Origin of the sequence: Mesorhizobium sp. C395A, assembly GCF_030323205.1 — a bacterium.
Classification (GTDB): Bacteria; Pseudomonadota; Alphaproteobacteria; order Rhizobiales; family Rhizobiaceae; genus Mesorhizobium.
The window spans coordinates 4,833,047-4,845,013 of record NZ_CP100473.1 but is presented as its reverse complement, the minus strand read 5'-3'; the positions used below and the strand labels follow the sequence as shown (position 1 = coordinate 4,845,013).

10 protein-coding genes are annotated in these 11,967 nt (G+C 65.5%); 4 read left to right on the top strand and 6 right to left on the bottom strand.

Annotated elements, in window-relative coordinates:
- Positions 1-135 precede the first annotated feature (135 nt).
- Positions 136-1,668: a YifB family Mg chelatase-like AAA ATPase gene (locus NLY37_RS23615; protein ID WP_023687500.1), complete on the top strand. Its 1,533-nt coding sequence runs from the start codon at positions 136-138 to the stop codon at positions 1,666-1,668.
- A gap of 31 nt (positions 1,669-1,699) precedes the next feature.
- Here the strand turns inward: NLY37_RS23615 and NLY37_RS23610 are convergent, their stop codons facing one another.
- A complete protein-coding gene (locus NLY37_RS23610; RefSeq protein ID WP_286440462.1) occupies positions 1,700-3,871 on the bottom strand; it encodes a malate synthase G in 2,172 nt (723 codons plus the stop codon).
- A gap of 123 nt (positions 3,872-3,994) precedes the next feature.
- A complete protein-coding gene (locus tag NLY37_RS23605) occupies positions 3,995-6,016 on the bottom strand; it encodes a hydantoinase/oxoprolinase N-terminal domain-containing protein (RefSeq protein ID WP_023741340.1) in 2,022 nt (673 codons plus the stop codon).
- A 193-nt stretch (positions 6,017-6,209) separates the two neighbouring features.
- Between NLY37_RS23605 and NLY37_RS23600 the strand changes: the two genes are divergently transcribed.
- The 3 genes from NLY37_RS23600 to NLY37_RS23590 are packed head-to-tail and all read left to right on the top strand — an operon-like array spanning position 6,210 to position 8,193.
- The gene (locus tag NLY37_RS23600; protein WP_023673293.1) at positions 6,210-7,187 is read left to right on the top strand and encodes a threonine ammonia-lyase; all 978 of its coding nucleotides are present in this window, start codon (positions 6,210-6,212) and stop codon (positions 7,185-7,187) included.
- Positions 7,188-7,195: 8 nt separating this feature from the next.
- A complete protein-coding gene (locus NLY37_RS23595) occupies positions 7,196-7,576 on the top strand; it encodes a nuclear transport factor 2 family protein (protein ID WP_023741341.1) in 381 nt (126 codons plus the stop codon).
- Positions 7,577-7,593: 17 nt separating this feature from the next.
- Entirely contained in the window at positions 7,594-8,193 is a 600-nt protein-coding gene (locus NLY37_RS23590; RefSeq protein WP_023726779.1) for a DNA-3-methyladenine glycosylase, read from the top strand.
- 4 nt (positions 8,194-8,197) lie between these two features.
- On the opposite strand, the gene NLY37_RS23585 is transcribed toward NLY37_RS23590, so the two are convergent.
- The 4 genes from NLY37_RS23585 to NLY37_RS23570 are packed head-to-tail and all read right to left on the bottom strand — an operon-like array spanning position 8,198 to position 11,902.
- Complete coding sequence (locus tag NLY37_RS23585; protein WP_023681282.1) at positions 8,198-9,334, bottom strand: ABC transporter permease; 1,137 nt, start codon at positions 9,332-9,334, stop codon at positions 8,198-8,200.
- Positions 9,331-10,251: an ABC transporter ATP-binding protein gene (locus NLY37_RS23580; protein WP_023681281.1), complete on the bottom strand. Its 921-nt coding sequence runs from the start codon at positions 10,249-10,251 to the stop codon at positions 9,331-9,333. The genes NLY37_RS23585 and NLY37_RS23580 overlap by 4 nt, the downstream gene beginning before the upstream one ends.
- Complete coding sequence (locus NLY37_RS23575; RefSeq protein WP_023681280.1) at positions 10,248-11,201, bottom strand: HlyD family secretion protein; 954 nt, start codon at positions 11,199-11,201, stop codon at positions 10,248-10,250. The genes NLY37_RS23580 and NLY37_RS23575 overlap by 4 nt, the downstream gene beginning before the upstream one ends.
- A complete protein-coding gene (locus NLY37_RS23570) occupies positions 11,198-11,902 on the bottom strand; it encodes a CerR family C-terminal domain-containing protein (protein ID WP_023681279.1) in 705 nt (234 codons plus the stop codon). The genes NLY37_RS23575 and NLY37_RS23570 overlap by 4 nt, the downstream gene beginning before the upstream one ends.
- Between the last annotated feature and the right edge of the window lie 65 nt (positions 11,903-11,967).

Below are 11,967 nucleotides of genomic sequence, written 5' to 3'. Positions count from 1 at the left end.
GCGCTGCAACCACCACGAATGCATGTTCCTGTAATGTTCTTGCCTTGGCCTAAAATCTATGGTTGTCTTGTCCTGACGTCGCTCGCGGTCTGAACCACAAGGCCGAGGCGAGCCGGTATCCGGGGGCAGAGCAAGATGGTGGCGCGGGTTCGCACGGTGGCTTTCCAGGGCATCGAGGCCGTGCCGGTCGATGTCCAGGTGATGATCGCGCCGGGCAAGGTCGGCATGCAGATCGTCGGGCTGGCCGACAAGGCGGTGGCCGAAAGCCGCGAGCGCGTGCAGGCGGCACTGCATGCGTCGGGGCTGTCGATGCCGTCGAAGAAGGTGACGGTCAACCTGGCGCCTGCCGATCTTCCCAAGGAAGGCAGCCATTACGATCTGCCGATCGCGCTCGGCCTGATGGCTGCACTCGGCGCCATTCCGGGCGACATGCTGGCCTCCTATGTCGTGCTCGGAGAATTGTCGCTCGACGGCACCATTGCCACGGTCGCCGGTGCGCTGCCGGCGGCGATCGGCGCCAATGCCGAGGGAAAAGGCCTGATCTGCCCGTTCGGCTGCGGGCCGGAAGCGGCCTGGGCGGGCAAGGATTTCGACATATTGGCGCCGCGCAGCCTGATTGCCATCGCCAATCATTTTCGCGGCACGCAGGTGCTGTCGCGGCCCGAGCCCGGCATCCATGTCTCGGCCCGCGACCTGCCCGACCTTTCCGACATCAAGGGCCAGGAAAGCGCCAAGCGGGCGCTGGAAGTGGCGGCGGCCGGCGGCCACAATCTGTTGATGGTCGGGCCTCCCGGCTCGGGAAAATCGATGCTGGCGCAGAGGCTGCCTTCAATTCTGCCACCACTGGCGCCCAAGGAACTTCTTGAAGTCTCGATGATCGCCTCGGTGGCCGGCGAGCTCGGCGAAGGCAAGCTCACCGACCGGCGGCCGTTCCGCGCACCGCACCATTCGGCTTCGATGGCGGCAATGGTCGGCGGCGGCATCAGGGCGCGGCCGGGCGAAGTATCGCTTGCCCATAACGGCGTCCTGTTCCTCGACGAGTTTCCCGAATTCACGCCGCAGACCTTGGATGCGCTGCGCCAGCCGCTGGAGACCGGCGACTGCATGATCGCGCGCGCCAACCACCGCGTCACCTATCCAGCGCGCATCCAGCTGGTGGCGGCGATGAACCCGTGCCGTTGCGGCATGGCCGGCGAGCCCGGCTATCGCTGCCTGCGCGGCGAGCGCTGCCGCACCGACTACCAGGCGCGCATCTCCGGCCCGCTGCTCGACCGCATCGATCTCAGGATCGAAGTGCCGGCGGTCTCGGCCGCCGACCTGATCCGGCCCGACCGGGCGGAGAAAAGTGCCGCCGTCGCCCAGCGCGTCGCGCGCGCCCGCACCATCCAGCGCGAACGTTTCGAGCGGCTGGGCGTCACCAGCGCCACCACCAACGCCCATTGCTCGCCTTCTGTCATCGAGGACATCGCCGCGCCGGACGCAGCCGGCCTGTCGCTGCTGAAAGACGCCAGCGAGAAACTCGGCTTTTCTGCGCGCGCCTATCATCGGGTGCTTAAAGTGGCGCGCACACTGGCCGACCTCGACGCCAGCGAAACCGTCGGCCGCATTCACCTGGCCGAGGCGATTTCCTACCGCATGATGTCGGAGCGGGTAGCGCAGGCGGCGTAACCCTCCCCTTGAGGGGAGGGAAACGCAGGCGCTAATTCGCCCGCTCTTTCGCCTTCAGCTCCAGCCTCCGCCTGTGCAGCACCGGCTCGGTGTAGCCGTTGGGCAGCTCGCGGCCCTTGAACACCAGATCGCAGGCGGCCTGGAAGGCGATTGAAGCGTCGAAGTCGGTGGCCATCGGGCGGTAGAGCGGGTCGCCGACATTTTGGAGGTCGACGATCGCTGCCATGCGCCGCAGCGAATCCATCACCTGAATTTCGGAGCAAACCTTGTGGTGCAGCCAGTTGGCGATGTGCTGCGAGGAGATGCGCAGCGTGGCGCGGTCTTCCATCAGGCCGACATCGTTGATGTCGGGCACTTTCGAGCAGCCGACGCCCTGGTCGATCCAGCGCACGACATAGCCGAGAATGCCTTGCGCATTGTTGTCGAGCTCGCGCTGGATCTCGTCGGGGGTCCAGTTCGGCCGCACCGCCACCGGCACCGACAATATATCATCGAGCTTCGCCTTCGGCCGGCTCTTGAGCGCCGCCTGGACGGCGTGGACATCGACCTTGTGATAGTGCGTGGCGTGCAGCGTCGCCGCCGTCGGCGACGGCACCCAGGCGGTGTTGGCGCCGGCCTTGGGATGCGCGATCTTCTGTTCCAGCATCGCCGCCATCAGATCGGGCATCGCCCACATGCCCTTGCCGATCTGGGCGTGGCCGGCCAGCCCGCATTCGAGCCCGGTGTCGACATTCCACGCCTCGTAGGCGGAAATCCAGGCGGCCTGCTTCATGTCGCCCTTGCGGATCATCGGGCCGGCTTCCATCGAGGTGTGGATCTCGTCGCCTGTGCGGTCGAGGAAGCCGGTGTTGATGAACACGACGCGTTCCTTCGCGGCGCGGATCGCCTCCTTGAGGTTGACGGTGGTGCGCCGCTCCTCGTCCATGATGCCCATCTTGATGGTGTTTGCCGCCATACCGAGCAGCGCTTCGACGCGGTCGAAAATCTCGACTGCGAAGGCGACTTCCTCCGGCCCATGCATCTTCGGCTTCACCACATACATCGAGCCCGCGCGGGAGTTCATCCGCCGCCCTTTGGCGCCGACATCGTGCAGCGCGATCAGCGCCGTCAGCGCCGCATCCATGATGCCTTCCGGCACCTCGTTGCCATCGCGGTCGAGGATGGCCGGATTGGTCATGAGGTGACCGACGTTTCGCACCAGCATCAGCGAGCGGCCAGGCAAGCTCAGCGCGCCACCACTGGGCGCGGTCCAGGCGCGGTCCGGATTGAGCTTGCGCGTGAAGGTTTTGCCGCCCTTGCTGATTTCCTCCGCCAGATCGCCCTTCATCAGGCCGAGCCAGTTGCGGTAGACGATGACCTTGTCCTCGGCATCCACCGCCGCGACCGAATCCTCGCAGTCCTGGATGGTGGTCAGCGCCGATTCCAGGATCACGTCGGCAATGCCGGCCGGGTCGGTGCGGCCGATCTGGTTGGTGCGGTCGATGAGGATCTCGATGTGCAGGCCGTTCTGGACCAGCAGGATGGCTTCCGGGTTGGCGCCGTCGCCGCGATAGCCGGCAAATTGTTTCGGGTTGGCCAGCGTGGTGCCGCCGGCGCCGGCGCCGAGCCGCAAGGTGCCACCCGAAACCGTCAGCCCGTTCACGCCGGCCCATTTGCCCGAGGTGAGCGGCACGGACTCGTCCAGAAAACTCTTCGCCCAGGCAACCACCTTGGCGCCGCGCACGGGGTTGAAGCTTTTACCCTTCTCGGCGCCACCGGTCTCGGCAATGGCGTCGGTGCCGTAGAGCGCATCGTAGAGCGAGCCCCAGCGGGCATTGGCGGCGTTGATCGCATAACGCGCATTCATCACCGGCACCACCAGCTGCGGCCCGGCAACGGTGGCGATCTCGGGGTCGACATTGTCGGTCGACACGGAAAAGGCCGGCCCTTCGGGCACGAGATAGCCGATCTCACGCAAGAAGCTTTTGTAGGTCTCCATATCGATGGGCGCGCCATTGGCGCGGTACCAGGCGTCGATCTGTTCCTGCATGGCGTCGCGTTTGGCCAACAACGCCCGGTTCTTCGGCGCGAGATCATGGACGATAGCCGAAAAGCCGTTCCAGAAGGCGTCGGCGGCAATGCCGGTACCCGGCAGCGCTTCGCCGACAAAGTCATGCAGTTCGCGGGCAATCCGCAATCCGGCGATCTCGACGCGATCGGTCATCAGGGCTTCTCCAGATGAAAGGCTTTGCGGCCTTTGGCATGTCAGGGGTGAAGGGTCAATTCAGCTTAGGGTGAAGGCGGGGAATTTGAAGCTGCTGATCTCTCCCCTCGTGGGGGAGATCACCTAAACCGCAATCCTCGGCCGACCCGATGCAACCGCCACCACATGCGCTTCGATAAACATCCGTTGGGCCTCAACCGTAGACACCTTGAACTCGGTCGAAACGTCGATCTCGGCATTATCCGTGCCGGCATCCTTCGCGCGCGCGGCTACGATCGCCCGCACATCAGCCTCCGCTGCCGCGATCGCCTCGGCCTCGTCCGTGAAGTCGCGCACCGTTTGCCCCGACGCCAAACGAAACAAACCTTCCTTAGGCTGGCTGACGCGGGCTTCGGCGGAGACGCGGACCTGGCCGACGACGGCGCCGAGCGCGTTGGCGACATCGGTATCCTCCGGCACCACGCACTCATTACCGACCAGCTCGGCCAAGCCGGCATAGTGCAGCGGCGCCGAGGCGCCGAGGCCAATGACCGGACGATCGAGCGCGACGCTGAGCCTTGCGATGCCGGGATGGGAATCGACGGCGCGCTGCACCAGCGCATGCGCGACGGTGGCGGCGCCATCCAGCCCATCCTCGGCAAAGGCTGTCTCCAGAATGTATTCGGCCGACCAGCGCGTGAGCGTCAGTAGCACGCGTTCGGAAATCACCTCCGGAGACGGCGCGATGTACTGGCCTCGCCCATCACGCTTGCGGGCAAACAGTTCGGCGGCGAGCCGGGCCGCAAGCGGGTCCCAGTTGGCCTGCTTGCCGAGCACATGGGCGGCGTCCGAGGGGGTGAAGCCCGAGATATGCACAAGACCGCGCGAGACCAGCCGGTTCAGCGTGGCGTTCTGGGCGTTCGAGGTGAGCAGCCTGTCGATGGCGAGCGGCACGGCACCAATCAGTTCATACAGTTTCGCCTCGGGCGCGGTCAGGCCGGCGGCGAGCCTGTCCGGCACGCCGGTGCGCAACGCAAAGCGGCCGTCCATGCGGCCGGGGTTGGGCGCCCTGAGCTGGCGCTCGAGCTCCGATGTCACGGAAACACCATGCATCATGCCGGCCAGCGCCAGTGGCACCAGGCGGCGCGGCCCGAGCAGGATTTTCGGGTTGAGCGCGCCATCTTCCAGCGCCACTTCGGAATCGCCGCCGAGGCCGAAGGTGCGCATGGCGACCGCCTCGACCATGGTGCGGAAGCCGCCGACAGTGGCGCCTTCGGGATCGAGCCGAGGACGGCCGCCGTCGAGCACGGCGACATCGGTGGTGGTGCCGCCAATGTCGGACACCATGGCGTTGTCCAGGCCCGTCATGTGGCGGGCGCCGACCAGGCTGGCGGCCGGGCCGGAGAGGATGGTCTCGATCGGCCGCTGGCGGGCAAACGCCGCCGAAACCAGCGCGCCATCGCCGCGCACCACCATCAGGGGCGCTGCGATGTTGCGGGCTTCCAAAAATCCTTCGGTTGCCGCCACCAGCCGGTCGATCATCGAGATCAGCCTGGCGTTGAGCAAGGTGGTGAGCGCGCGGCGCGGGCCGCCGAGCTTGGCCGACAATTCGTGGCTGGCGGTGACCGGCAGGCCGGTCTTTTCGCGGATGAAGTCGCGCGCGGCGAGTTCATGCGCCGGGTTGCGGGTGGCGAAATAGGCGCAGACGGCAAAGCCCGACACCGAGGCGCCGAGTTCAGGGATCGCCGCTTCCAGATCCGACAGATCGAGCTTGGCCGCATTGCCGTGCACGTCATGGCCGCCCGGACAAAACACCACCGGATCGGTGCCGAGCGCGGTCTTCAGCCCGTCGCGCGCAAGGTCGGCCCCGGTAAAGCCGATCATGATGAGCGCCACACGCCCACCCTGGCCCTCGACCAGCGCATTGGTGGCGAGCGTCGTCGACATCGACACGAGTTTGATGGCGGCCGGATCAGTGGCCGATTTTTCCAGCACCGCATCGACCGCGCCGGAAATGCCGACGGCAAGATCGTGCCGCGTCGTCAGCGCCTTGGCCTTGGCCAGCACATTGCCTTTTGGCCCGCCTTGTTCCGACCACAGCACGGCATCGGTATAGGTGCCACCGGTGTCAATACCGAGGAACAGGGGTTTTGGCTTGGCGGTCATTTCTGGCGGTCCGGAATTCTGCTCCCCGCCCTTAGCCGATACGGCCCGGCGGATAAAGGCGGGAGAGGTGGGCCAGTTTGACCTCGTCGCCGCTCATGCCCGCCAAACTTTGTAACGGTCACATTTTTTCATTGGTGCGTGGCCTGCCTTTGCGTGCACCATGCTCCGAACTCATCGCTTTCAGGACTTCGCCATGACCACGCTTCCCGGCATCGCCGACATCCATGCCGCCGCCGCGCGGCTCTCCGGCCTGATCGCCGAAACGACCTTGATCGAATCGCTGGAACTCAACAAGCGCTTCGGCGGCCGCATCCTGTTCAAGCCGGAGACGCTGCAGCGCACCGGCTCGTTCAAGTTCCGCGGCGCCTACAACAAACTGTCTTCGCTGAGCGAAGAAGAGCGCAGCCGCGGCGTCGTCGCCTTCTCCTCCGGCAACCATGCTCAGGGCGTCGCCGCGGCGGCTGCCATGTTCGGCGTCAAGGCGGTCATTGCCATGCCGGCCGACGCGCCGGCGATGAAGATCGCCAATGTCCGCAAGATGGGCGCCGAAGTGGTGCCGTTCGACCGCTTTCGCGACGACCGCATGACGGTGGTGCGACCCTACATGGACAAGGGCATGGTGCTGGTGCCTCCTTTCGACGATCCGGCCATCATCGCCGGCCAGGGCACGATCGGTCTCGAACTGATGCGCCAGGCAAAAGCGCTCGGCGTCAGCCTCGACGCGGTCGTCATTCCCTGTGGCGGCGGCGGCCTGACGAGCGGCATTTCGATCGCCGTCAAGGATGCCTCGCCGGCCACGGCAGTCTGGGCCGTCGAGCCCGAGCATTTCGACGACACCCGCCGCTCGCTGATCGAAGGAAAAAGGGTTTCCAACGAGCCCGGCCACAGTTCGATCTGCGATGCGATCCTCACCGCAGAGCCCGGCGCGATCACCTTCGAGATCAACCGCAAGAACCTCGCCGGCGCCATCGCCGTCTCCGACAAGGCGGCCGCACAGGCGGTGCGCGACGCCATGGCCCATCTCAAGCTGGTGGTCGAACCCGGCGGCTGCGTGGCGCTGGCGGCGCTCTCGTCAGGCGAGATCGAACTGTCGGGCAAATGCGTCGCCGTCGTGCTGTCAGGCGGCAATGTCGATTTCACCACCTACGCCGAGATCATGGCCGCGGCCTGAGAACCGATATGGCAGACGCTGAGATAAGGGCGGCTCTCGATCGCCATTGGGCTGCCTCCGATGCCAATGATTTCGAGACGGAGCATCAGATTTATCGCGACGACGCGGTGCTTGACTATCCGCAGTCAGGCGAGCGCATCAGCGGACGGCACAACATCCAGCCGTCGCGCGCCGCCCAGCCCAACCGGAAGCGCTTTGCCGTGCGGCGGATCACCGGGTCAGGCGACCTCTGGATCACCGAGTATGTCCTGACCTATGACGGGATTCCGTCCTATACGGTGAGCATCATGGAGTTCGTCGATGGCAAGGTGGTTCGCGAGACCCAGTATTTCGGCGATCCGTTCGAGCCGGGGCAGTCGCGCGCGCAATGGGTCGAACGGATACCTTGAAACACGGCGGCGGTAGCATGACCAGCCACCATCCGCTCGATCGTGCCGAACTGCCTGATGATACGGCCGATCTCGCCCGCTATCTCATCGGCAAGCTCGTGGTGCGGGAATTGCCGGAAGGCATCGTCGGCGGCCGTATCGTCGAGACCGAGGCCTATGTCACCGGCGACGCCGCCGGTCACGGCTATCGCGGGATGACGCCGCGCAACCGTTCGATGTTTCTTGAGGCCGGGCACGCCTATGTCTATCTCGCCTATGGCGTCTCCTGGATGCTCAATGTTTCGAGCGAGGGGCCAGGGACCGGCACCGGTGTGCTGATCCGGGCGCTCGAACCGCTCGAAGGCATTGCCATCATGCGGCAGAACCGGGGCGTCGAACGCCTGCGCGACGTGGCGCGCGGGCCGGGACGGCTCGCACAGGCATTGCGGATCGACCGTTCGCTGGACGGCCTCGATCTTTGCCGCCAAGGACCGCTATGGCTGGCAGCCGACGAGCACGAGCCCGGCGACATCGGCCAAGGCATCCGCATCGGCATCACGAAGGATGCGGACCGCCCGCTGCGGTTCTATGTGAGGGGCAGTCCGTTCGTCAGCGGTCCACGATCGCTCAATTCCTGAACGCTCAGTCGAGCGTGCGCCTGAACCGCACCAATGCGACGCCGGCAAACAGGGCCACGAACCCGACCAGCCAGGCGATCTCGCCCGCAACCGCCGGCAGTTCAGCGCCCTTCAGCATCACCGCGCGGGTGATGCGCAGAAAATGCGTCAGCGGAAAAATCTCGCCGAAGGTCTGCGCCCAGCCCGGCATGCCGCGATAGGGGAACATGAAGCCGGACAGCAGGATCGACGGCAGGAAGAAGAAGAAGGTCAGCTGCAGCGCCTGCATCTGCGTGCGGGCGATGGTCGAGATGGTGTAGCCAAGCAGCACCAGCGCCAGCACGAACACCAGCACGGCGGTAAGCAGCAGCGACATCGAGCCGGTGAAAGGAATGGCGAACAGAAGCTTGGACGCCGCCAGCACCACCACCACCTGGACGCCACCGACCACAAGATAGGGCAGCACCTTGCCCAGCATGATCTCGAACGGGCTGGACGGCATGGCGAGCAGGTTTTCCATCGTGCCGCGCTCGGTCTCGCGGGTCAGCGCGATCGAGGTCATCATCACCAGGGTCATCTGCAGGATGACGCCGAGCAGGCCGGGCACGATGTTGTATTGCGAGATGCCTTCCGGATTGTAGCGCTGGTGCACCACCACATCGAGCTGGCCCCTGGCGGCCTCACTCGCCGCCTCCTGCATGCCTTGCGCCCGAAGCAGCGCCTGGCTGGCCACTTTGCTTAGCGTCGAGATGGCGCCGCTGGCGGCGGCCGGGTCGGTGGCGTCGGCCTCGATGAGTATCTGCGGATTGTCGCCGCGCTCCACCCGGCGGCCGAAATCGGCCGGGATGGTGACGACGAAGGCGACATCGCCGCGCGCCATCAGGAATTCGGCAGCCTCGGCACTTTGCGCAACATGGTCGAAGCGGTAGTAGCCGGTCGTCTGCAGGGCCGCGACAATGGCGCGGGTGTAGGGGTCATTGCTGGTCGCCACCAGTGCGGCAGGCAGGCTTTTGGGATCGTTGTTGATGGCGTAGCCGAACAGCACCAGCTGCAAAAGCGGCACGCCCAGCATCATGGCGAAGGTGATGCGGTCGCGCCGCATCTGGATGAATTCCTTGATCAGCAGCGCACCGAGCCTGGCGAAGGAGAAGACGCTGTTCATGCCATATTGTCCTTCGAGCCGGACATGAACTGAATGAAGACGTCCTCGAGGCTGGTCTCGCCGGGTTTTACGCTGACGCCCTTGTGCTCCTTCTCGACATCGGCGAGCGCCTTTTCGAGCTTTGCCTTGTCGGAGCCGACGACATGCAGCGTCGCGCCGAACGGCGCCACCTGGTCGACGCCGGGCCGGTCCCTGAGTGCATCGGCGACCTGGTCGAGGCGCGGTCCCTGCAGCACGAAGGTGGTCAGACCGGCATTCGTCACCACCTCGTCCACCGTGCCGGTGGCCAGCATCTTGCCGTAGGAGATGTAGCTGATGCGGTGGCAGCGCTCGGCTTCGTCCATGTAGTGGGTGGACACCAGCACGGTCAGACCGCCGCTCGCCAGCCGGTGGATCTCGTCCCAGAATTCGCGCCGCGCCTTCGGATCGACGCCGGCGGTCGGCTCGTCGAGCAGCAGCAGCTTCGGCTTGTGCATGATGCAGGCGGCCAGTGCCAGCCGCTGCTTCCAGCCGCCCGACAGCGTGCCGGCGAGCTGGTTGCGGCGGCTCGTCAGGCCAAGCTCTTCCAGCGTTTTCGACACATGCTCCTCGACCGACTTCAGCCGGTAGAGCCGCGCCACGAATTCGAGATTCTCGCCGATCGTCAAATCCTCGTAGAACGAGAATTTCTGCGTCATGTAGCCGACTTCGCGCTTGATGCGGAGCGACTCGGTGCGGATGTTGAAACCCAGCACCCTACCTTCGCCCTCGTCGGGCGTCAGCAGGCCGCACATGATGCGGATGGTCGTCGTCTTGCCGGACCCGTTGGGCCCGAGAAAGCCGACGATCTCGCCCTCGGCCACCGTCATCGTCACATGGTCGACGACAGTCTTGTCGCCGAAACGCTTGACCAGGCCATGAACGTCGATGGCGTTCATTTTGCGGAGGCCGCCAGCTCGACATCGACGATCTGTCCCGGCTGCAGCGCTTGCGCCTTGCCCTCAGGCCGCGCCTCGACGAGGTAGACCAGCTTCTGCCGGTTCTCGAGCGAGTAGATCACCGGCGGGGTGAATTCCGGGTCGGGCGAGACATAGCTGACGCGCGCCTTCACCTCCGGCCCGCAGCCGTCGCAATGGACGACAAGCAGCGTGCCGACCTTGATCGACGAGAACGCACTTTCCGGGACATAGACGCTGAGCTTCACCGCACCGTCCGGCAACATCGAAATGACAGGCGCGGTCGGACCGGCGGTGTCGCCGGAATTGCGGATGACGTCATTGATGCGGCCCGGCGAAGGTGCCGCCAGCACGCGCTTCGACAACCGCCACTCAGCCTGTTCCAACGCCGACTGCGCCTGTTTGACCTGATTGTCTGCCGCCTTGATCGTTTCGGGACGCGCAGGCAGACCGCCGACGGCGAGGTTGGCCTGCGCCTGGCCGACCTGCGCATTGGCGGTCTCCAGCGTCGCGGCGGCCGTGTCGTAGTCGGCCTGCGTGCCGGCACCGCGCTTGAACAGGTCGGCGGCGCGGTCGTATTTGCGCTTGGCATCCGTGGCCTGGGCCTTGGCCATGTCGACCTCGGCCTTCAGCACCGCGATCTCCTCCGGCCGCTTGCCGATCTGCAGGTCGGCAAGCTGCGCCTGCGCCTGGGCGAGCGCGGCCTCTGCCTGGGCGACGGCGATTTTTGCGTCGGCGCTTTCGAGAGTCACCACCGGCGTGCCTGATACAACACGGTCGCCGCGCTTGACCGCGACGGTCTCGACCTGCGCCACTTCGATCGGCGCCAGCAAGACATAGTCGCCCTCGACATAGCCGACGGCAAGCGGCGCTGCCGGCGCGCAGGCGCCGAACAGCTGGGCCGCGAGCGGCAGGGAACAGAGAAAACTCATCGCTTGCCCTCCTTGCGGGCGACCGGATTTCGGGCCGCCAGTATGGCGCCAAGATTGCTTGTGACCGCCGCCACCACCTTGGCGGCTTCGGCGTTACCGATCTCGCGCCAGCCCATACGACGCATCACTGCTTCGCGGCCGATGCGGAAATAGATGACCTGGCCGATCAGCGTGAAGACCACGAGCTTGGTGGCCTCGCTTTCGGCCGGCTCGCCCGTCGCCTGTTCCCAGATCTGGCAGAGGCGGCGATGCGTCGGTTCGAACACCCCGTCATAGATGCGGTCGAGGGCGGCCGTCGGATGCGACAACTCTCTAAGTACGAATTGTACGATATCGCCCGCCTCCGGCCGGGCGACGATAAATCCTACCATCCGCTCCAATGCGGTCGAGAGCTGCGCCCGCGCCGTCTCTGAACTGGCTTGACCTTGCAGCTGCATGCCGCCGAGCGCCTGGCCAGCAACCGCCTGGATGGTCTCGACGATGTGGTCGGCGGCGGCCCCGCGGAGCCCTTCCTTGCCGCCGAAATGATAGGCGATGGAGCCGATGTTGGCCTTCGCCTCCGCCGCGATCTCGCGCGTCGAGGTGCCGTCGAAGCCCTGCCGCCCGAACAGTTTGAGCGCGGCCAGCACCAGTGCGGCGCGCGTCTGCTCGGCGGGCGATGTCTCCTGGCGGGGCATTTTGTCGGGCGCGGATTTGATCATGTCGGCCTCTTTAATCAATCGATTGATTAAAGTCAAATTGATTATCTACGGCCGCTTGCCATGTC